The 20366-nt window shown below is 71.6% G+C and carries 20 protein-coding genes; 17 read left to right on the top strand and 3 right to left on the bottom strand.

Annotated elements, in window-relative coordinates; translation table 11 throughout:
• The first annotated feature begins 123 nt into the window (after positions 1 to 123).
• The 4 genes from dop (at position 124) to prcA (ending at position 3976) form a co-directional block, all read left to right on the top strand.
• Complete coding sequence (dop, locus tag AC07B0_RS30180; RefSeq protein ID WP_356881678.1) at positions 124 to 1635, top strand: depupylase/deamidase Dop; 1512 nt, start codon at positions 124 to 126, stop codon at positions 1633 to 1635.
• 200 nt (positions 1636 to 1835) lie between these two features.
• Positions 1836 to 2048, top strand: a complete 213-nt coding sequence (locus tag AC07B0_RS30175) for a ubiquitin-like protein Pup (protein WP_030016348.1) — start codon at positions 1836 to 1838, stop codon at positions 2046 to 2048.
• 277 nt (positions 2049 to 2325) lie between these two features.
• Positions 2326 to 3165: a proteasome subunit beta gene (gene prcB / locus AC07B0_RS30170; protein WP_356881676.1), complete on the top strand. Its 840-nt coding sequence runs from the start codon at positions 2326 to 2328 to the stop codon at positions 3163 to 3165.
• Positions 3166 to 3211: 46 nt separating this feature from the next.
• Positions 3212 to 3976 carry a proteasome subunit alpha gene (gene prcA, locus AC07B0_RS30165; RefSeq protein WP_351295700.1) on the top strand — a complete coding sequence of 255 codons (765 nt, stop codon included), beginning with the start codon at positions 3212 to 3214 and terminating at the stop codon, positions 3974 to 3976.
• 73 nt (positions 3977 to 4049) lie between these two features.
• Here the strand turns inward: prcA and AC07B0_RS30160 are convergent, their stop codons facing one another.
• The gene (locus AC07B0_RS30160) at positions 4050 to 5048 is read right to left on the bottom strand and encodes a LacI family DNA-binding transcriptional regulator (protein WP_469384674.1); all 999 of its coding nucleotides are present in this window, start codon (positions 5046 to 5048) and stop codon (positions 4050 to 4052) included.
• Between the two features lie 135 nt (positions 5049 to 5183).
• On the opposite strand from AC07B0_RS30160, the gene AC07B0_RS30155 reads away from it, so the two are divergent.
• The 13 genes from AC07B0_RS30155 (at position 5184) to AC07B0_RS30095 (ending at position 18098) form a co-directional block, all read left to right on the top strand.
• Positions 5184 to 6482: an MFS transporter gene (locus AC07B0_RS30155; RefSeq protein WP_356881672.1), complete on the top strand. Its 1299-nt coding sequence runs from the start codon at positions 5184 to 5186 to the stop codon at positions 6480 to 6482.
• 58 nt (positions 6483 to 6540) lie between these two features.
• Positions 6541 to 7902 carry a Pup--protein ligase gene (gene pafA / locus AC07B0_RS30150; RefSeq protein ID WP_356881670.1) on the top strand — a complete coding sequence of 454 codons (1362 nt, stop codon included), beginning with the start codon at positions 6541 to 6543 and terminating at the stop codon, positions 7900 to 7902.
• A gap of 134 nt (positions 7903 to 8036) precedes the next feature.
• Complete coding sequence (locus AC07B0_RS30145) at positions 8037 to 8975, top strand: FKBP-type peptidyl-prolyl cis-trans isomerase (RefSeq protein ID WP_356881668.1); 939 nt, start codon at positions 8037 to 8039, stop codon at positions 8973 to 8975.
• 28 nt (positions 8976 to 9003) lie between these two features.
• Positions 9004 to 9399: an FKBP-type peptidyl-prolyl cis-trans isomerase gene (locus AC07B0_RS30140; RefSeq protein WP_356881666.1), complete on the top strand. Its 396-nt coding sequence runs from the start codon at positions 9004 to 9006 to the stop codon at positions 9397 to 9399.
• A 126-nt stretch (positions 9400 to 9525) separates the two neighbouring features.
• Positions 9526 to 10482, top strand: a complete 957-nt coding sequence (locus tag AC07B0_RS30135; protein ID WP_356881664.1) for a helix-turn-helix transcriptional regulator — start codon at positions 9526 to 9528, stop codon at positions 10480 to 10482.
• Positions 10483 to 10525: 43 nt separating this feature from the next.
• Positions 10526 to 11494, top strand: coding sequence for a helix-turn-helix transcriptional regulator (locus AC07B0_RS30130; RefSeq protein WP_356881662.1), 969 nt, complete (start codon positions 10526 to 10528; stop codon positions 11492 to 11494).
• A gap of 15 nt (positions 11495 to 11509) precedes the next feature.
• Positions 11510 to 11794 carry a hypothetical protein gene (locus tag AC07B0_RS30125; protein ID WP_356881660.1) on the top strand — a complete coding sequence of 95 codons (285 nt, stop codon included), beginning with the start codon at positions 11510 to 11512 and terminating at the stop codon, positions 11792 to 11794.
• Positions 11795 to 11816: 22 nt separating this feature from the next.
• Positions 11817 to 12017, top strand: coding sequence for a hypothetical protein (locus AC07B0_RS30120; protein WP_356881658.1), 201 nt, complete (start codon positions 11817 to 11819; stop codon positions 12015 to 12017).
• Between the two features lie 220 nt (positions 12018 to 12237).
• Complete coding sequence (gene tatA / locus AC07B0_RS30115) at positions 12238 to 12534, top strand: Sec-independent protein translocase subunit TatA (RefSeq protein WP_356881656.1); 297 nt, start codon at positions 12238 to 12240, stop codon at positions 12532 to 12534.
• 56 nt (positions 12535 to 12590) lie between these two features.
• Positions 12591 to 13547, top strand: a complete 957-nt coding sequence (gene tatC / locus AC07B0_RS30110) for a twin-arginine translocase subunit TatC (protein ID WP_356881654.1) — start codon at positions 12591 to 12593, stop codon at positions 13545 to 13547.
• Between the two features lie 17 nt (positions 13548 to 13564).
• Positions 13565 to 14452: a diacylglycerol kinase gene (locus AC07B0_RS30105; RefSeq protein WP_467294548.1), complete on the top strand. Its 888-nt coding sequence runs from the start codon at positions 13565 to 13567 to the stop codon at positions 14450 to 14452.
• 46 nt (positions 14453 to 14498) lie between these two features.
• Complete coding sequence (locus tag AC07B0_RS30100) at positions 14499 to 17351, top strand: DEAD/DEAH box helicase (RefSeq protein WP_469384668.1); 2853 nt, start codon at positions 14499 to 14501, stop codon at positions 17349 to 17351.
• Between the two features lie 90 nt (positions 17352 to 17441).
• Entirely contained in the window at positions 17442 to 18098 is a 657-nt protein-coding gene (locus AC07B0_RS30095; protein WP_356881648.1) for a TetR/AcrR family transcriptional regulator, read from the top strand.
• Between the two features lie 170 nt (positions 18099 to 18268).
• Here the strand turns inward: AC07B0_RS30095 and AC07B0_RS30090 are convergent, their stop codons facing one another.
• Both AC07B0_RS30090 and AC07B0_RS30085 read right to left on the bottom strand, forming a co-directional pair.
• A complete protein-coding gene (locus AC07B0_RS30090; RefSeq protein WP_478899323.1) occupies positions 18269 to 19249 on the bottom strand; it encodes a pseudouridine synthase in 981 nt (326 codons plus the stop codon).
• Between the two features lie 230 nt (positions 19250 to 19479).
• Positions 19480 to 20328: a siderophore-interacting protein gene (locus AC07B0_RS30085; protein WP_478899321.1), complete on the bottom strand. Its 849-nt coding sequence runs from the start codon at positions 20326 to 20328 to the stop codon at positions 19480 to 19482.
• Positions 20329 to 20366: the final 38 nt, after the last annotated feature.

Below are 20366 nucleotides of genomic sequence, written 5' to 3'. Positions count from 1 at the left end.
TCTAGGCTCTTCCGTACCGCCGGTCGCGCAGTGCGGGACGGGCACCGCACATGACGCACCGGAGCACCAGCGGTACTTGAGCGCCGCTCCCGAACGGGAGCGCCGCCGGGCAAGGAGGGCCGCATGACCGTACGGCGAGTAATGGGGATCGAAACGGAGTACGGGATCTCCGTTCCGGGGCACCCGAACGCCAATGCCATGCTCACCTCGTCCCAGATCGTCAACGCCTACGCGGCGGCGATGCACCGGGCGCGACGCGCCCGCTGGGACTTCGAGGAGGAGAATCCGCTGCGGGACGCCCGCGGCTTCGACCTCGCCCGCGAGGCCGCCGACAACAGCCAGCTGACCGACGAGGACATCGGCCTCGCCAACGTCATCCTCACCAACGGCGCGCGGCTCTACGTCGACCACGCGCACCCCGAGTACAGCTCGCCGGAGATCACCAACCCGCTCGACGCCGTGCTGTGGGACAAGGCCGGCGAACGGATCATGGCCGAGGCCGCGGAGCGCGCCGCCCAGCTGCCCGGCGCCCAGCCCATCCACCTCTACAAGAACAACACCGACAACAAGGGCGCCTCCTACGGCACGCACGAGAACTACCTGATGAAGCGGGAGACCCCCTTCTCGGAGATCGTGCGCCACCTGACCCCCTTCTTCGTCTCGCGCCAGGTCGTGACCGGCGCGGGCCGGGTCGGCATCGGCCAGGACGGCCGCGAGCACGGCTTCCAGATCAGCCAGCGCGCGGACTACTTCGAGGTCGAGGTGGGGCTGGAGACCACCCTGAAGCGCCCCATCATCAACACGCGCGACGAACCCCACTCGGACGCGGAGAAGTACCGCCGCCTCCACGTGATCATCGGGGACGCCAACCTCTCCGAGATCTCCACCTACCTCAAGCTCGGCACGACCGCGCTCGTCCTGTCCATGATCGAGGACGGCTTCATCAACGTCGACCTCGCCGTGGACCAGCCCGTGCGCACCCTGCACCACGTCTCCCACGACCCCGACCTCCAGTACCTGATCACGCTGCGCAGCGGCCGCACCCTGACCGCCGTACAGCTTCAGATGGAGTACTTCGAGCTGGCCAGGAAGTACGTGGAGGAGCGGTTCGGCTCCGACGCGGACGACCAGACCAAGGACGTCCTCGCTCGGTGGGAGGACGTGCTGGGCCGGCTGGAGAGCGACCCGATGAGCCTGTCGGGGGAGCTGGACTGGATCGCCAAGCGGGAGATCCTGGAGGGTTACCGGAGGCGCGACGGGCTGGAGTGGGACGCGGCCCGGCTGCACCTGGTCGACCTCCAGTACTCCGACGTACGGCCCGAGAAGGGGCTGTACAACCGTCTGGTCGCCCGCGGGAAGATGAAGCGGCTCCTGGAGGAGCCGGCCGTCGAGCGGGCCGAGAGCAAGCCCCCGGAGGACACCCGGGCGTACTTCCGGGGCCGCTGCCTGGAGCAGTACGCGGACGACGTGGCCGCGGCCTCCTGGGACTCGGTGATCTTCGACCTCCCGGGCCGCGACTCGCTCCAGCGGGTCCCGACCCTGGAGCCGCTGCGGGGGACCCGGAACCACGTCAAGGAGCTCCTGGACCGCTGTCGAACGGCCGAGGACCTGGTGCGGGTGCTTTCGGGGCAGTGAGCGGCGCCGAAAGGGCCTGAAAGGGCCCCGGTAAGGGAATCATGAAGGAAAGCCGGACGTTGTTCCGGATCACTTGGACAACTGCGGGGACGAATGCCGGACCCTCCTTGTAGGGTCCGGCGTAGGGTCTGATCTTGAGAGATCCCGAAATCCCGGGGTCTCTCCACGTGAGCGTGCGAACCGAGCGGGGTGAGGTAGACATGGCGACCAAGGACACCGGCGGCGGACAGCAGAAGGCGACGCGCTCGACCGAGGAGGTCGAGGAGGCGGCGGTCGAGGAATCGACCGACCTCAAGGAGCGCCAGGAGAAGCTCTCCGACGACGTCGACTCCGTACTCGACGAAATCGACGACGTGCTCGAAGAGAACGCCGAGGACTTCGTGCGGAGCTTCGTGCAAAAGGGTGGCCAGTAAGGCCATCCGACCTTCGAAACAAAGGCCCTGCCGAAGGGTCGTGTGAGAAGGCGAGGCGGACGGTGCGGGTGAGGGCGACCGCGCCGTCCGGCCGAAGGCGGTGCCCCGGGTGCGGAGGGGCCGGGTCGCGAAGGCTCCCGCCGGGCATGTTGATCGCGATCATCGGACGGGTAAGGTCCGAGGCGTACCGCGCTTCGGCTGCGACGCAGCCTCGGGAGCAGTTCAAGGATCGGCCGGACGTCATACGGCGTGCAGCCGCTTACGTGGAAGGAAACCTGTGGAACCCAACACTCGTAGCACAGGGCGTCTACCGGCAGCCTTCCTGACGCCGGGGTCGTCGTCCTTCATGGACTTCCTGGGCGCGCACCAGCCGGAGATGCTGCCCGGCAACCGCAAGCTGCCGGAGGGTGTCGTCGAGGCGCCGCACGGGACGACCATCGTGGCCGCCACCTTCCCCGGCGGGGTCGTCCTCGCCGGTGACCGGCGGGCGACCATGGGGAACATGATCGCGCAGCGGGACATCGAAAAGGTGTTCCCGGCCGACGAGTACTCCGCGGTGGGCATCGCCGGCACCGCCGGCCTGGCCGTGGAGATGGTCAAGCTGTTCCAGCTGGAGCTGGAGCACTTCGAGAAGGTGGAGGGGACGACCCTCTCCCTGGAGGGCAAGGCCAACCGGCTCTCCACCATGATCCGGAGCAATCTGGGCATGGCGATGCAGGGGCTGGCCGTCGTCCCGCTGTTCGCCGGGTACGACGAGGCCAAGGAGAAGGGCCGGATCTTCTCCTACGACGTGACCGGCGGCCGCTCCGAGGAGCACGGCTACGCCGCCACCGGATCGGGCTCGATCTTCGCCCGCGGCTCCATGAAGAAGCTCTACCGTCCCGACCTGACGGAGGAGCAGGCCACGACCCTGGTCGTGCAGGCGCTGTACGACGCCGCCGACGACGACTCGGCGACCGGTGGGCCGGACCTGTACCGCCACATCTACCCGATCGTCACGGTCATCACGGACGAGGGGTTCCGCAGGCTGACCGACGACCAGTCGCAGGAACTGGCCCGTACGGTCACCAACCGTCGGCTGGAGCAGCCCGACGGCCCGCGCGCCGCCCTGCTCTGACCATCCGTCGCCCCGTAGGAGCCCAGAAGAAAGGGACGGACAGCCGGTGTCGACTCCGTTCTATGTGTCACCCCAGCAGGCCATGGCCGACCGGGCGGAATACGCCCGGAAGGGCATCGCCCGCGGTCGCAGCCTTGTCGTGCTGCAGTACGCCGACGGCATCGTGTTCGTCGGCGAGAACCCGTCCCGCGCGCTGCACAAGTTCAGCGAGATCTACGACCGGATCGGCTTCGCGGCCGCCGGCAAGTACAACGAGTACGAGAACCTGCGGATCGGCGGCGTGCGCTACGCCGATCTGCGCGGATACACCTACGACCGCGACGACGTGACGGCCCGTGGGCTGGCGAACGTCTACGCGCAGACCCTCGGCACGATCTTCTCCAGTGCCGGTGAGAAGCCGTACGAGGTGGAGCTGGTCGTTGCCGAGGTCGGTGCGACGGCCGCCGGGGACCAGATCTACCGGCTGCCGCACGACGGCTCGATCGTGGACGAGCACGGCTCGGTCGCGGTCGGCGGCAACGCCGAGCAGATCAGCACGTTCCTCGACCAGCGCCACCAGGACGGGATGACCCTGTCGGAGGCGCTGAAGCTCGCGGTGCAGGCACTGTCCAGCCAGGCCAACGGCGCCGACAAGGCGATCCCGGCCGAGCGGCTGGAGGTCGCGGTGCTGGACCGTACGCGGGCGCAGCAGCGGAAGTTCAAGCGGATCCGGGGCCGGCAGCTGTCGCGGCTGCTGGAGGCGGACGTTCCGGCGGCCGCCCAGGCGGACGCCGTGTCGAACGACGAGGCGCCGGAGGACGACGCCGAGTAGGAACCGGGTACGAGGGCCCCGGCCCGCCCCCGAGGGGGCGGGCCGGGGCTCCGTCGTGTCCGGAGCCGGCCGGTCAGGCGGCCGGGGCGGGGCCCGAGGAGTCGCGGACGACGAGTTCGACGGGGATGTCGTGGGCGGTCCAGGGTGCGCCGTCGAGGGCGGCGAGGAGGGCGGTCATGCCCTGTTCTCCGACGCGTTCGGCGGGGAGGGCGACGGTGGTGAGCTCGGGTTCCACCGCGGTGGCCAGGGCGAGGTCGTCGAAGCCGGTGACGGAGAGGTCCTCGGGGACGCGCAGGCCGAGGCGGCGGGCGGCCTTGCAGGCGCCGGCGGCCAGGATGTCGTCGTCGCAGACGACGGCGGTGGGCCGGTCCCGGGGGGCCGCCAGCGCGGCCTCCACGGCCCTGCGGGCGCCGTCGACGGTGAGGGGCGCCCGTACGGTGCGCAGTTCGGCGGCGGCCGGGAGGAGGGTGGCCAGGGCTTCGGCGCGGACGTCGAAGGTCCAGGAGTCCACGGCGGAGGCGAGGTGGAGGAAGCGGCGGTGGCCGAGGCCGAGGAGGTGTTCGGCGACCTGGCGCATGCCGTCGGCCATGGCGAGGTTGACGTGGGCGGCGGCGCCCGGTGAGGCGGGGTCGCTGTCGAGCATGACGAGGGGGAGGCCGTCGCCGCCGATGGCGTCGAGGGCGTCGGCGGCCATGGAGGAGGCGATGACCCCGTCGAGGGCGGCGCGGGCGGAGGCGAAGGGGTCGCGGGCGGGGCCGGTGCCGTCGGGGGAGGGGTAGAGGACGACGCCGAAGCCGTGCTCGGCGGCGACGCGGGCGGTGCCGGTGTAGACGCGGGCGAAGAACTCGTTGGTGAGGGCGGGGACGACCAGCAGGGCCGTGCGGGTGCTGCCGAGGCGGAGGTTGCGGGCGGCGAGGTTGGGCCGGTAGCCGAGTTCGGCGGCGGCGTCGCGGACGAGCCCGGCGGTGCGTTCGGAGACGCGGCCGCGCCACTTGTCGCCGAGGACGAGGGAGACGGTGGCCTGGGAGACCCCGGCGGCGCTCGCCACGTCCCGGCTGGTGGGTCTCGTCACAGGGGGCTCCTGAAGTGCGAGGTGGGAGGGGGTGCGCGGGTCCGCGGGCTGGACCGGGCGACTGCGGCCATGGTACGTATGACCCCGTCACGTTATACGTATTACTCCGGCTGGTCCGGGCAGAAGGGGGCGGACATGGCCGCGGGGTACGTGGAGCTGCTCAGGACCCGGCACGCCGCGAGGCTGCTCGTGGGCACGCTGGTCGGGCGGCTGCCGAACGGGATCGCGTCGATCGCGATCGTGATGTTCGTCCGGGCGGAGGGCGGCAGCTACAGCCTGGCGGGGGCGCTCGCGGCCGCGTACGGCGTGGCCAACGCCGTCGGCCAGCCGCTGCTCGGCCGGGCCGTGGACCTGTACGGGCAGCCCCGGGTGCAGCTCCCCGCGGCGGTGCTCTCGGCGCTCGGCATGATCTGGCTGGCCTTCGCCGGGATCGGGTCGGCCGCCGCCGCCTACACGGCGGTGGTGGTGGCCGGACTGTTCACGCCGCCGCTGGAGGGCGGGCTGCGCGCCCTGTGGCCGAGCGTGCTCGGCGGCAAGGAGGAGCGGGTGCACGCCGCGTACGCGATGGACGCGGTGGCGCAGGAGGTGATGTTCACCGTCGGGCCGCTGCTGGTGACGGTGTTCGTCGCGCTGTGGTCCCCGGCCGTGGCGCTGGTGGCCCTGAACGTCATCGGCGTGCTGGGCGCGCTGTCGGTCGTCGTCTCCGAGCCGTCCCGTACGTGGCGCTCCGCGCCGCGCGAGGCCCACTGGCTGGGGGCGCTGCGCTCGCGCGGGCTGCTGGCCCTGCTGGGCGCGTTCTTCTTCGTGGGCACGGCGCTGGGTTCCATCACGGTGGCGGCGGTCGCGTACTCCGACGACCACGGCGGCGCGGCGGTGTACGGCTGGATGATGGCGGCCCTGGGACTGGGCGCGCTGGTCGGCGGCGTCACGTACGGCGCCCGCCAGTGGGCGGGGGCTCCCGAGCGGCGGCTGCGGCTGCTGGTGGGGCTGCTGGCCGTGTGCTACCTGCCGCTGATGCTGAGCGTGGGTCCGGTGGCGATGACGGCGCTGTCGGCGCTCGCCGGGGTGTTCCTGGCGCCTGCCATCGCGTGCGCGTTCATCGTCGTGGACCGGCACGCGCCGGCCGGCACGGTGACGGAGGCCTTCTCCTGGCTGGTGACCTTCTTCGGGGTGGGCGCGGCGATGGGTACGGCCGCGGCCGGTCCGGCCGTGGAACTGGGCGGTACGGCGGCCGGTTTCGCGGTCGCGGGCGCCGCGGGGGCCGCGGCCCTGGTGGTCCTGACGGCCACTCAGCGGGTGCTGGCCTCGCCGGGCCGCAGCCGGGCGGTCGCGGGTTCCGCGGAGGGCGCCGCCGCCGGTCCCGCCGGAGGTCCCGTGGAGGGCCCCGAAGGGGCCCGTACCGGGGGTCCGTCGGACCCGTTCGCCGAAAACTGATCGGAACGCCGCTCTCGAACCCGGTTTCAGAAGAGGGCAGAAGGCGTAATGTTCAGTCATGGACCGCCGCATTTTCGGGCTGGAGAACGAGTACGGCGTCACGTGCACGTTCAGGGGACAGCGCCGACTGTCTCCTGACGAAGTGGCGCGCTACCTCTTCCGCCGTGTTGTGTCATGGGGCCGCAGCAGCAATGTCTTCCTGCGGAACGGCGCCCGCCTCTACCTCGACGTGGGTTCGCATCCGGAATATGCAACACCGGAATGCGACAACCTGATCGAACTGGTCACCCACGACAAGGCCGGCGAGCGCATTCTCGAAGGCCTGCTCGTCGACGCAGAACGCCGCCTGCACGAGGAGGGAATCGCGGGCGACGTCTACCTCTTCAAGAACAACACCGACTCGGCGGGCAATTCGTACGGCTGCCACGAGAACTACCTCGTGGCCCGGCACGGAGAATTCTCCCGCCTGGCGGACATCCTCATTCCGTTCCTCGTCACGCGCCAGCTGATCTGCGGCGCGGGCAAGGTGCTGCAGACCCCCCGGGGTGCGGTCTACTGCGTCAGCCAGCGGGCCGAGCACATCTGGGAGGGCGTCAGCTCGGCCACCACCCGTTCCCGGCCGATCATCAACACCCGCGACGAACCGCACGCCGACGCCGAGCGCTACCGGCGCCTGCACGTGATCGTCGGGGACTCCAACATGTCCGAGACGACCATGCTGCTCAAGGTGGGCGCCACCGATCTCGTGCTGCGCATGATCGAGGCGGGCACCGTGATGCGGGACCTGACCCTGGAGAACCCGATCCGGGCCATCCGCGAGGTCAGCCACGACATCACCGGCCAGCGCAAGGTGCGCCTGGCCAGTGGCCGCGAGGCCTCCGCCCTGGAGATCCAGCGCGAGTACTACGAGAAGGCCCTGGACTTCGCCGAGCGCCGGGGGATCCGTACCGGGGTCGTGGAGCAGGTCCTGGAGCTGTGGGGCCGCACCCTCGACGCGATCGAGGCGGAGGACCTGGACCGGATCGGCACCGAGATCGACTGGGTCATGAAGTACCAGCTGATCGAGCGGTACCGCGCCAAGCACAACATGACCATGTCCAACCCGAGGGTCGCCCAGATAGACCTCGCCTACCACGACATCCACCGCCGGCGAGGGCTGTACTACCTGCTGGAGCGCAAGGGGCAGGCGGCGCGGATCTGCAACGACCTGAAGATCTTCGAGGGCAAGTCGGTGCCCCCGCAGACGACCCGGGCCAGGCTGCGCGGTGACTTCATCCGCCGGGCGCAGGAGCAGCGGCGCGACTTCACGGTCGACTGGGTGCACCTGAAGCTGAACGACCAGGCACAGCGCACCGTGCTGTGCAAGGACCCCTTCCGGTCGGTCGACGACCGGGTGGAGAAGCTGATCGCCGGGATGTAGCGGCGGGATGCCAGAACAGTAAAGTGTGACATCTCACTGATCTCGGCCAGGGCCCCGTACGGATCTCGTACGGGGCCCTCGTCACGGCTTAGAGTGGCGGGCGACCGCCCAGCCGTCTGAGATCTGAGGAACACGTGCGCCGACTTGCCGGCCTTCTTGTCGTACCGATGCTGCTGCTCACGGCGGCCTGCGGGGAAGACAGTGGCTCCGACTCCGCCGAGAACACGAACGGGGTGCCCGCGATCACGAAGGGCGCCAAGTTCGGTGAGACCCCCACCCTCGCCCAGGGCAAGGGCACGCCTCCCAAGGAACTGAAGGTGGCGGTCATCAGCGAGGGCAAGGGCCCGGTGCTGAAGAAGGGCGACATCGCCCAGGTCAACTACTCCGGCCAGGTGTGGGACGGCAAGGAGCCGTTCGACGCCAGCTTTGGCAAGGGCAAGACCTTCGACGTGAACATCGGCGCCGGCGCCGTCATCAAGGGCTGGGACCAGGGCCTGGAGGGCCAGAAGGTCGGCAGCCGCGTCGAGCTGGTGATCCCCCCGGAGCTCGGTTACGGGGCCCAGGGCTCCGGTGAGAAGATCAAGCCGAACGCGACGCTGGTCTTCGTCGTCGACATCGTCAAGGGCGCCTCCGTCCCGGCCTCGGCCACGGGCAAGGAAGTCGCGCAGGACAACAAGGACCTGCCCAAGGTCGGCACCAACACGGACGGCAAGGAAGTCTCCGTGACCGTCCCGAAGGACGTCGCCGAGCCCGGCAAGCTGGTCTCGAACTACGTGATCGAGGGCGACGGCCCGGTCGTCAAGGACACCGACAGCGTCGTCGTCAAGTTCAACGGCAAGACCTGGAAGGACGACAAGTCCTTCGAAAGCACGTACGCCACGGACTCCACGGTCACCTGGCCGATGTCCGAGCTCTCGGTCAAGGGCCTGAAGGACGGCCTGGTCGGCAAGAAGACCGGCAGCCGCATCCTGCTGGTCATCCCGCCGGACCAGGGCTTCGGTGACAAGGAGCAGGGCACCATCCCGGCCAAGTCCACGCTCGTCTTCAGCCTCGACATCCTCGCGGTGATGTAAGACTGTTCCGGTTGACCGTTTCGTACGTATGAGGAGAAGTTCCGTGAGCCAGCAGCTCGAGAAGCCCGAGATCGACTTCCCCGAGGGCGACGCGCCCAAGGACCTCGTGATCGAGGACATCGTGGTGGGCGACGGCGCCGAGGCCAAGGCCGGCGACCAGGTTTCCGTGCACTACGTGGGCGTGGCCTTCTCCACCGGCGAGGAGTTCGACGCCTCCTGGAACCGCGGCTCCGCCCTCCAGTTCCCGCTCGGTGCCGGCCGCGTCATCGCCGGCTGGGACCAGGGCGTCCAGGGCATGAAGGTCGGCGGCCGCCGCAAGCTGACGATCCCCGCGCACCTCGCCTACGGCGACCGCGGCGCGGGCAGCGCCATCGCCCCGGGCGAGACGCTCATCTTCGTCTGCGACCTGGTCAAGGTCGGCTGATCCGGGCCACCGCGATCCGCAGAGGGGCCCCCGCCGTCAGGCGGGGGCCCTCGCTTTTGTCCGGGACCGCCGGGACGGTACGGTCGGCGGTCACGAGTGTGTGCACAGAACGGGGGGAAGGCGTCGATGGCGATTGCCAAGGCCGAGCGGCTGATGAATCTGGCGCTGTGTCTGCTGGGGACCCGACGTCCGCTCAGCAAGCGCGAGCTGCGCGGCTCCATCGAGGCCTACCTCGAAGCGGGCAACGACGAGTCCTTCAACCGCATGTTCGAGAGGGACAAGGACGACCTGCGCGAACTCGGCCTCGTCATCGAGACGGTGGAGAACATCGAGGGCGAAACCGGCTACCTGGCCCGCCGGGACAGCAACCGCCTGCCCCCCGTCTCCCTCGACGCCGAGGAGGCGGCCGCCCTCGGGCTCGCGGCCAAGGTCTGGCAGCAGGCCCGCCTCGCGGGCGCGGCCAGCGGCGCCCTGCAGAAACTGCGCGCCGGCGGCATGCCGGAGGCCGGTGACCCGTACGAGGGCCAGCACAGCGCCATCGAACCGCGCATCCCCGTCCACGAGGCGGCGTTCGAGCCGCTGATGCTCGCCTGCCGGGACCGGCGGCCCGTGGTCTTCGAGTACCGCAAGTCCAACGCCGCCCGCCCCGAGCCCCGCCAGGTGGAGCCGTGGGCGCTGGAGTGCTGGCGCGGCCACTGGTACCTGGCCGGCTTCGACCGCGACCGCGGCGCGGAGCGGGTGTTCCGGCTGTCCCGGATCACCGGCAAGGTCCGCTCCCGGGCCGGGAAGTACACCGCCGAGGTGCCCGACGTGGTGACCGTACGGGAGACCGTGGCGAGCTGGGCCGGGGAGGGCGCCGAACGCTCGGCGCTGATCCGGCTGCGCGCCGGGGCCGGTTACCCGCTGCGGGCCAAGGCCACCGCCGTCCGCGAGGGCGCGGACGGCTGGGACGAGCTGGAGATCCCCTACGGGCACGGGCTCGACGCCTGGCTCGTGGAATTCGGCCCGGACGTCGTCGTGGTGGAGCCCGCGGACCTGCGCGCCGACGTCGTGGACCGGCTGCGCGCCGTCGCCCAGGGCTGACCGGAACATCCGTAGCAACGCCCTGAGGGGGAGACGTACCAGCATGGCTGCCAACGCCATCGACCAGACCCGCCGGATGCTGTCCCTGGTGACCTACCTGCGCGAGCGCCCCGGGGCGCACGTCGCCGACGTCGCCCGCGCGTTCGGGATCACCGAGGACGAGCTCATCTCGGACCTCGACGTGCTGCCCATGTGCGGGACCAGCTTCCGCGGCGGCGACCTGCTCGACATCGACACCGACGGCGAGCGCATCTGGTGGCGCAACCCCGACGCCTCCGGGGAGTCCACCGCCGAGCCGCTGCGCCTGGCCGCGGACGAGGCGACGGCGCTGCTCGTCGCCGCCCGCGCCGTGTCCACCCTGCCGGGGCTGCGCGAGAGCGACCGCGACGCGCTGCTGCGGGCCACCGCGAAGCTGGAGGCCGCCGCCGGCGAGGTGGCGGGCGCCAGCTCCCGGCTCTCGGTGACCTTCGAGTCGGAGGGCGGGGTCTTCGCCGACGTCGACCGGGCCATCGCCGAACGCCGCCGGCTGTGGCTGCGCTACTACTCGCCCGCGCGGGACGAGCTGACCGAGCGGACCGTCGACCCGATCCGCCTCTTCGCCGTCGGCCACACCTACCTGGAGGGGTGGTGCCACCTCTCGGAGGCCCGGCGCACCTTCCGCCTCGACCGCGTGGCCGAGATCCGGCTGCTCGACGAGCGTTCCGAGCCGCCCGCGATCGAACCCCGGGACCTGTCGGTGGGGCTGGTCCAGCCCGCCGCCGAGGACCCGGAAGTGGTCGTCGAGGTCGGCCCCGGCGGCCGCTGGGTCGCCGAGTACTACCCGCACGACAGCGCCGAGGAGCAGACCGACGGCGGCCTGCGGATCACCCTGCGCAGCCCCGACCCGGCCTCCCTGCGCCGCCTCGCGCTGCGCCTGGGACGGGACGGGCGGATCGTGTCGCCGCCGGAGCTCGCGCAGAGCGCGCGCAAGGCCGCGGCGGAGGCGCTCGCGGGGTACGGGGAACAGGTCTAGGGGGAGCGGGCAGCGATGGCGGCAACATCTGGGCCCCGGGCGGGCCGGACCTCCGGTGCGCCGGACCCGGCGGCGGGCGCCGCGGCCGGGCCGGTCACCTTCAAGGCCGCCTGCCCCGAGTGCCGGGCGGGCTTCGAGCTCGCGGCCGGCGCCCTGCGGCTGGCCATCGGCGGCAGCCGACGGACCACCTTCTACTCCTTCACCTGTCCCGAGTGCGCCGCCCAGGTCCGCAAACCGGCCGGTGAGCGCATCGTGGAGCTGCTGACCGGCGGCGGCGTGAGCACTCTGCGCAGCATCTGAGGCAGGGGATAGGCTCTTGCCCATGCTGTGGCCGATGCTCGCAATTGCCCTGGGCTTCCTCGGGGTCGCCGTCCTCTCCGTCCTGGCCGTCCGGGTCTTCGTCGAGGTACGGCGGCTCTCCGGTCAGGTGGCCGAGGCCAGCCGCCGGATCACCGAGGCCTCGGGCGACCTGGAGCGGGCCGCGTCCGACCTGGCCAGGGCGGGCGGGGCCGCCCGCACGTAGGCGGGCGCGCGCGGGGAGCCCGTACGACCGAGGCCGCACGCCCATGGAAAAGGCCGGGCCGGACCCGTACCGTCTAAGCCGCGCACCAGCGCGGGTACCCCTGGGGATTGCCGGGCGTTAACCCTCGGGGGTTACGATCGATGTCAGAGCGGCACCGGATCTTGGTCCGGAGGCCGCCAGGCCACCACAACCAGCCGTTTCGGTGAGAAGGAAGACACACATGATCGGCAATCTGAAGCCCCTTGAGATCCTTCTGATCATCGCTGTCATCGTGCTGCTGTTCGGCGCCAAGAAGCTCCCCGAGATGGCCCGGTCCCTGGGCAAGTCGGCCCGCATCCTCAAGAGCGAGGCCAAGGCCATGAAGAAGGACGGCGAGGCCGAGGACCAGGCCGCGTCCGCCCCGGTCGCCGACCAGGCCCCCCAGCAGCCCGTGGCCCCGCGCACCATCCAGGCCGCCCCCGGTGACGTCACCAGCGCCCGTCCCGTCAGCGAGCCCAACCACACCTCCAAGGGCTGACACCCGGCGGTCACCGCCGTCACGCCAGTCATCTGCAACGAGACAAGGGACGTGGGTTGCTCAAGTCTGCCCGCAAGCAGGAGAAAGCGGACAAGGACGCCGAAGGGCGGATGCCTCTTGTCGAGCACCTGCGTGAGCTGAGAAACCGTCTGCTGAAGTCGGTCCTGGCGATCCTCGTGATCACCGTGGTGGCGGCCTTCTTCTACAAGGACCTCATCGACTTCATGCTGAAGCCGATGCTGGACTCCGTCGGCTGCACCGACGGCGTCGTCTCGCAGCGCAACGGCCGCCCCTGCGCCGACATGACCGTCAACGGCCTCATCGCGCCGTTCTCGATCGCCCTCAAGGTCTCGCTCGCCGCCGGTGTGGTGCTCTCCGCTCCGGTGTGGCTCTACCAGCTGTGGGCGTTCACCGCCCCCGGCCTGCACGGCCACGAGAAGAAGTACGCGATGAGCTTCGTCGCGATCGGCGCGCCCCTGTTCGGCGCCGGTGCCGTCCTCGCGTACAAGATCCTCCCGCAGACCGCCACGATCCTGCTCGAATTCACCCCCGATCACGCGCGCAACCTGCTGCCGGTCGACGACTACCTCGACCTGGTCACGCGCATGGTCGTCGTCTTCGGCCTGGCCTTCGAGCTGCCGCTGCTGCTGATCCTGCTGAACTTCACCGGTGTGCTGACCGGCAAGCGGCTGGCGAGCTGGTGGCGCGCCATGGTCCTCGGCATCACCGTCTTCGCCGCCTTCGCGACCCCCACCGGTGACCCGCTCACCATGCTGTCGCTGGCCGCCCCGATCGTGGCCCTCTACTTCATCGCGCTCGGCGTCTGCCTCGTCAACGACCGCCGCCGCGCCCGCAACAACCCCGACGCGGGCCTCGACGACGACGAAGCCGCCCCGCTGGACCTGACCCCGGCGCCGATCGGCGCGATGGAGCCGGTCGCCGCCCCCTCCACGCTGCCCGAACAGGCCGACGGCGGGCGCCAGCGGATCAACGGTTACGACGACGCGACCTGACGGGTACATTCCGCAGGGTGACCGCTGAGATCACCCTCTTCGTCAATCCCACCGCGGGACGCGGCCGGGGCGCGCAGGCCGCGCAGCCGGCCGCCGCCGCGCTCCGGGCGGCCGGATACGCCGTACGGACCGTCGTCGGAACCGACGCCGCCGACGCGCTCGCCCGGCTGCGCACGGCCGTCCGCGGCGGCACCGGAGCGGTGATCGCGGTCGGCGGCGACGGGCTGGTCTCCCTCGCGCTCCAGGCCCTGGCCGGCACGGACGTCCCCCTCGGCGTGGTCGCCGCCGGCACCGGCAACGACTTCGCCCGCGCGCTGGGACTGCCCGTACGGGAACCCGCGCGGGCCGGGCGGCTGGCCGCCGGGGCCCTCAAGGAGGGCCGGATCCGCGAGGTGGACCTCGGCCGCGCCCACGGCGCCTTCTACGGGACCGTCCTGTGCTCCGGCTTCGACTCCCGGGTCAACGACCGCGGCAACCGGATGCGGCTGCCGCTCGGCCGCTTCCGCTACGACCTGGCCATCGCCCTGGAACTGGCCGCCTTCCGGCCCGTGCCCTACCGGATCACCCTCGACGACGGGCCGCCCGTCGAGACCGAGGCCGCCCTGGTGGCCGTCGGCAACGGATCCTCGTACGGCGGCGGGATGCGCATCTGCGCGGACGCCGTCCCCGACGACGGGCTCTTCGACGTCACGGTCGTCGGGGACTGCACCCGCACGACCCTCCTGCGGGTGTTCCCGCAGGTCTACAAGGGCACGCACCTCGGCCACCCGGCGGTGACGGTCCACCGGGCTGCCAAGGTCACCCTGGAGGCGCCCGGACTCACCGCCTACGCGGACGGCGAACCGCTCGGAGCCCTGCCGGTGACCGCCGAGTGCGTCCCGGGAGCCCTGCGCCTGCTCACTTAAATGACCGCGACTGTTGTCGGAGGCGGCGGGTAGGCTCGATACCAAGATGACCGAAGAACTCTCCCCCGCCGAGCGGTACGCCGCTGCCCGGATCCGCGCCGCCGAAGAGGCCACCTCCCTGGCCCCCTTCCGCGAGATGTACGAATTCGACCTGGATCCGTACCAGGTCGAGGCCTGCAAGGCACTGGAGGCGGGCAAGGGCGTCCTCGTGGCCGCCCCGACCGGCTCGGGCAAGACGATCGTCGGCGAGTTCGCCGTGCACCTGGCCCTCCAGCAGGGCCGCAAGTGCTTCTACACGACGCCCATCAAGGCCCTGTCGAACCAGAAGTACGCCGACCTCGTCAAGCGCTACGGCGCCGACAAGGTGGGCCTGCTCACCGGCGACAACAGCGTCAACTCCGAGGCTCCCGTGGTCGTGATGACCACCGAGGTGCTCCGCAACATGCTCTACGCGGGCTCGCAGTCGCTGCTCGGCCTCGGCTACGTCGTGATGGACGAGGTGCACTACCTCTCCGACCGCTTCCGCGGCGCCGTCTGGGAGGAAGTGATCATCCACCTCCCCGAGTCGGTGACCCTCGTCTCGCTGTCCGCGACCGTCTCCAACGCCGAGGAGTTCGGCGACTGGCTCGACACCGTGCGCGGCGACACCGAGGTCATCGTCTCCGAGGAGCGGCCCGTACCGCTGTGGCAGCACGTCATGGCCGGCCGCCGGGTCTACGACCTCTTCGAGGAGGAGTCCGACCACGGAGGCCGCGGCTCCGCCCGCCGGGAGGTCAACCCCGACCTGCTGCGCATGGCCCGCGAGGAGAACAGCCGCACCTACAGCCCGAAGGACCGGCGGCGAGGCAAGATGGTCCGCGAGGCCGACCGCGAGCGCGAACGCCGCTCCCGCAGCCGGATCTGGACCCCCGGCCGCCCCGAGGTGATCGGACGGCTGGAGAACGACAACCTCCTCCCGGCCATCAACTTCATCTTCAGCCGGGCGGGCTGCGAGGCCGCCGTCCAGCAGTGCCTGTACGCGGGCCTGCGCCTCAACGACGACTCGGCGCGCCTGAAGGTCCGTGAGATCGTCGAGGAGCGGACCGCCTCCATCCCCACGGAGGACCTGCACGTCCTCGGCTACTACGAGTGGCTCGAAGGCCTGGAGCGGGGCATCGCCGCGCACCACGCGGGCATGCTGCCCACCTTCAAGGAGGTCGTCGAGGAGCTCTTCGTCCGCGGCCTCGTCAAGGCCGTCTTCGCCACCGAGACCCTCGCGCTGGGCATCAACATGCCCGCGCGCACGGTCATCCTGGAGAAGCTCGTCAAGTGGAACGGCGAGCAGCACGCCGACATCACCCCCGGCGAGTACACGCAGCTGACCGGCCGGGCCGGGCGGCGCGGCATCGACGTCGAGGGCCACGCGGTGGTGCTGTGGCAGCGGGGCATGGACCCGGTGGCCCTGGCCGGCCTCGCGGGTACGCGCACGTATCCGCTGCGCTCCAGCTTCAAGCCCTCCTACAACATGGCCGTCAACCTGGTCAGCCAGTTCGGGCGGCACCGCTCGCGCGAGCTCCTGGAAACCTCCTTCGCGCAGTTCCAGGCCGACCGCTCCGTCGTCGGCATCTCCAAGCAGGTGCAGCGCAACGAGGAGGGCCTGGAGGGCTACCAGGAGGGCATGACCTGCCACCTCGGCGACTTCGAGGAGTACGCGCGGCTGCGCCGCGACCTCAAGGACCGCGAGACCGACCTGGCCAAGCAGGGCGCGGCGCAGCGCCGCGCGCAGGCCGCCGGTTCCCTGGAGCGGCTCAAGCCGGGCGACGTCATCCACGTGCCGACCGGCAAGTTCGCCGGGCTCGCCCTGGTCCTGGACCCGGGCGTGCCGGCCGGGCGGGTCAACGGGCACCGCGGGCACGAGTACACCGAAGGGCCGCGTCCGCTCGTCCTCACCGCCGAACGGCAGGTCAAACGGCTCGCCGCGATCGACTTCCCGGTCCCGGTCGAGGCCATCGACCGGATGCGGATCCCCAAGACGTTCAACCCCCGTTCGCCGCAGTCCCGCCGGGACCTGGCCACCGCCCTGCGCACCAAGGCGGGCCACCACACGCCCGAACGGCACCGGCCCGGCCGGGCCGCGGCGGCGGACGACCGGGAGATCGCCCGGCTGCGGGCCGCACTGCGGGCCCACCCCTGCCACGGCTGCGACGAGCGCGAGGACCACGCCCGCTGGGCGGAGCGCTACCACCGGCTCAAGCGGGACACCCAGCAGCTGGAGCGGCGCATCGAGGGCCGGACGAACACCATCGCCCGCACCTTCGACCGGATCCACGCGCTGCTCACCGAACTGGACTACCTGCGCGAGGACGAGGTCACCGTGCACGGCAAGCGGCTCGCCCGGCTCTACGGCGAGCTCGACCTGCTGGCGTCGGAGTGCCTGCGCGAGGGGGTCTGGGAGGGCCTGAACCCGGCCGAACTGGCCGCCTGCGTATCGGCGCTGGTCTTCGAATCGCGGCAGTCCGACGACGCGGTGGCACCGAAGGTGCCGAACGGCGCGGCGAAGGCGGCGCTGGGCGAGATGGTCCGCATCTGGGGCCGGCTCGACGCGCTGGAGGAGGAGCACCGCATCAACCAGGCGGAGGGCGTGGGCCAGCGGGAACCGGACCTCGGCTTCGCGTGGGCGGCGTACCAGTGGGCCTCCGACAAGAGCCTGGACGAGGTGCTGCGCGAGGCGGAGATGCCGGCCGGCGACTTCGTCCGCTGGTGCAAGCAGGTCATCGACGTCCTCGGGCAGATCGCGGCGGCCGCGCCGTCGTCCTCCGCCCCGCCGTCCTCGGCCGCTGGGAGCACGGTGGCGCGAAATGCCCGTAAGGCCGTGGACGCACTGCTTCGGGGTGTAGTGGCCTACAGCTCCGTCGGCTAGGCGCTTTTGGGGCTTCCTCCGAGACCCGGCCTGGCCGGATCTCATCTCTTGCCATGATCGATTCGCCGCGCGCTGTGCGACGATCGGCGTATGAGCGGGGGAACGGACGAAGGACCGAGACGGGTCGGTCGGCCACGCGCCGACCGGCTGAGACCGGACACCGGCCGGCCGCCGCGCGAGGAACTCCTCTGCGCGGCGGCCGAGCTGTTCACGGTACGGGGATACGCGGCCACCACCACACGGGCGGTGGCCGAACGGGCCGGGATGCGCCAGGCCACGATGTACCACTACTTCCGCGGCAAGGAGGAACTCCTCGCCGAACTGCTGGAGTCCACGGTCGCGCCCTCCCTGGCGCTGTCCCGGCGGCTGCTCGCCGAGACCGGACGCCCGGCCGCGCGCCGGCTGTGGGAGCTGTGCCGCTCGGACGTCCTGCTGCTGTGCGGCGGGCCGCACGACCTGGGCGCCCTGTACCTCCTCCCCGAGCTGCGGGGGCCGCGCTTCGGGCAGTTCCGGCGGATGCGGGCCGAACTGCGCGACACCTACCGGGCCTTGCTGAAGGGGACCTCGGTCGGAGCCGAACTGGCCGGGGACAGGGCGGGGCTGACGCTGCGCAACGACCTCGTCTTCGGACTCATCGAGGGCGTCATGCTGATCCACCGCTCCGATCCGGCCCGCCCCGTGGCCGCCTTCGCGGAGGCCGCCGCGGACGCCGCGCTGCGGATCGCCGGCGTCTCGGAGCCGGCCTAGGGCCTGTCGTCAAACTCCCGTCGTCGCCCGGAGGGCGGCCCTGCGGCGTCTGGTGCGTGCTCTCGGTGCGCCGGGCGGAAGCCCGCGTACTGGACGTACTTGGCTTTCGCCCGGTGCGGCGAGAGCGCGTGCCAGGCGTCGCGGGGCAGACGGGAGTTTGACGACAGGCCCTAGACCGTCTCTTCCGGCAACGGGCCGGTCTCCCAGCCGGGGCGGTCGTCCCAGGCCTGGAGGGTGAGGCCCGTTTCCAGTTGGTGGGACAGGCCCGTCACCGGGTCGGTGAAGGCGAGGGTCCGCGCCAGGAGCTGGAGCGGCCGGCGGTAGTCGGCCGGGTCGGCGGGCTCCGCGACCACCGGGTAGACCGGGTCGCCGAGGATGGGCAGCCCGAGGGCGTTCATGTGCACCCGCAGCTGGTGGGTGCGGCCGGTGCGCGGGGTGAGCCGGTAGCGGCCCAGGCCCTCGCGGACCGCGGTGAGTTCGACCCGGCTCTCCGCGTTGGGCTCCGCGCCGGGGACCTCGGCCGCCGCCATGACGCCGCGGACCTTCTCGATGTGGCTGCGGACCGTGCGGGGGAGTTCCACGGCCGGGTCGTGGACCGCGAGGGCCTCGTACTCCTTGCGCACCTGACGGTTCTGGAACAGCAGCTGATAGGCGCCGCGGTCCTCGGGCCGGATGCTGAACATCACCAGCCCGGCCGTCATCCGGTCCAGCCGGTGCGCCGGGCTCAGGGCGGGCAGGTCCAGTTCCTCGCGGAGCCGGGCCAGCGCGGTCTGGAAGACGTGGCTGCCGCGCGGGGTGGTCGCCAGGAAGTGCGGCTTGTCCACCACCAGCAGGTGCCCGTCCCGGTACACGACGCGGATCGGGAAGGGGACCCGCGGCTCGGGCGGCATGTCCCGGTGGAAGAAGATCCAGCCGCCCGGCTCGTACGGGTCCTCGGGGCGCAGCACCCGGCCGCCGGGTCCCAGGACCCGGCCCGCGGCGAGCAGCCGGGCCATCGACTCGGCGCCGCGGGTGCCGGCGTAACGCTCGGCCAGGTAGGCGCCGAGGGCCGGCCACCTGCCCTCCGGGTCGGGGGGAAGCCGCAGCCGGACCGGGTCGATGCCGGAGAGCTGGGGCAGGGGCGAGGGCGGCACGTGGGATCTGCGGGTCATCAGGGACCAGGGTAGGCGGCTGCCTCCGGGTGAAGACGCGGAGCGTATGCATACCGTCCCGCCGGACCCCCCGCGCCCGCCCTTCGGCTCCGCCGGTCGGCGGAGGTCCGCCCGGGACTCGGCACGGGGGGCGTGGCCGGGGTTTCCCCGGTGGGGCCGCGGGCTCGGGGGCCGGGGCCGGTCCGGGGAAAGGTTCCCTCAGGGGCTCAGGGGCTCAGGGGCTCAGGGGCTCAGGCGGCGGCGCGGGTGGGGTGGAGGTCCTGTTCGGCTTCGACCGAGGCGTTCCAGTCGCGCTTGATCGCGCGCCAGCCCTCGTCCGTCTCGCCCTGGCGCCAGTAGCCCGAGATCGACAGGCGTTCCCGCGGGACGCCCCGGTCCAGGCGCAGGTGCCGGCGCAGTTCCTTCACGAAGCCCGCCTCGCCGTGGACGAACGCGTGCACGTCCCCCGAGGGGAAGTCGAGGCCGGTCACCGCCTCCACCAGGGCCTCGCCCACCGGACGGTCGCCGCGGTGCAGCCACACCGGTACCACCCCGTCGGGGGTGGCGACCTTCTGCTCGTCGGCCGGGCCGTCGATCTCCACGAAGGCGTGCACCCGCGCGCCCACCGGCATCCGCTCCATCGCGGCCGCGATCGCCGACAGGGCGCTCTCGTCACCGGCCAGCAGGTGCCAGCCGGCCGTCGGGTCGGGCGCGTACGCACCACCGGGGCCGAGGAAGCGCACCGTCTCGCCGGGCTGCACCCGGGCCGCCCAGGGGCCGGCCAGGCCCTCGTCGCCGTGGACGACGAAGTCGAGGGTCAGCTCCTGGTGCGCCGGGTCCCAGGCGCGGACCGTGTAGGCGCGCTGGCGCGGCCAGAACTCCCGGTGGTGGGTGGCGCGGATCCGCTCCAGGTCCCAGGGTTCCGCGTACCGCACGCCCTCCGGCGCGAACAGGAGCTTCACGTAGTGGTCGGTGTGGATGCCCGCGCCGAAGCCGGACAGTCCGTCACCGCCCAGCACGATCCGGACCATGTGCGGCGTCAGCCGCTCGGTGCGTACGACCACTGCGGTGCCGACTGTGCGGGCGCGTCCTTCTGCCACGGCGTCTCCCTGGACTCCCCTGAAACTTAGGATTACCT

The organism is Streptomyces sp. NPDC044704, from assembly GCF_056433525.1.
The sequence above is the reverse complement of the archived record's forward strand: the minus strand, read 5'-3'. Positions and strand labels throughout refer to the sequence as shown.

Coding starts and splice junctions, on each gene's coding strand:
- dop (WP_356881678.1), top strand. CDS start 124: ATGACCGTACGGCGAGTAATGGGGATCGAAACGGAGTACGGGATCTCC.
- AC07B0_RS30175 (WP_030016348.1), top strand. CDS start 1,836: ATGGCGACCAAGGACACCGGCGGCGGACAGCAGAAGGCGACGCGCTCG.
- AC07B0_RS30155 (WP_356881672.1), top strand. CDS start 5,184: ATGGCCGCGGGGTACGTGGAGCTGCTCAGGACCCGGCACGCCGCGAGG.
- pafA (WP_356881670.1), top strand. CDS start 6,541: ATGGACCGCCGCATTTTCGGGCTGGAGAACGAGTACGGCGTCACGTGC.
- AC07B0_RS30140 (WP_356881666.1), top strand. CDS start 9,004: ATGAGGAGAAGTTCCGTGAGCCAGCAGCTCGAGAAGCCCGAGATCGAC.
- AC07B0_RS30135 (WP_356881664.1), top strand. CDS start 9,526: ATGGCGATTGCCAAGGCCGAGCGGCTGATGAATCTGGCGCTGTGTCTG.
- AC07B0_RS30130 (WP_356881662.1), top strand. CDS start 10,526: ATGGCTGCCAACGCCATCGACCAGACCCGCCGGATGCTGTCCCTGGTG.
- AC07B0_RS30125 (WP_356881660.1), top strand. CDS start 11,510: ATGGCGGCAACATCTGGGCCCCGGGCGGGCCGGACCTCCGGTGCGCCG.
- AC07B0_RS30120 (WP_356881658.1), top strand. CDS start 11,817: ATGCTGTGGCCGATGCTCGCAATTGCCCTGGGCTTCCTCGGGGTCGCC.
- tatA (WP_356881656.1), top strand. CDS start 12,238: ATGATCGGCAATCTGAAGCCCCTTGAGATCCTTCTGATCATCGCTGTC.
- AC07B0_RS30100 (WP_469384668.1), top strand. CDS start 14,499: ATGACCGAAGAACTCTCCCCCGCCGAGCGGTACGCCGCTGCCCGGATC.
- AC07B0_RS30095 (WP_356881648.1), top strand. CDS start 17,442: ATGAGCGGGGGAACGGACGAAGGACCGAGACGGGTCGGTCGGCCACGC.
- AC07B0_RS30090 (WP_478899323.1), bottom strand. CDS start 19,249: ATGACCCGCAGATCCCACGTGCCGCCCTCGCCCCTGCCCCAGCTCTCC.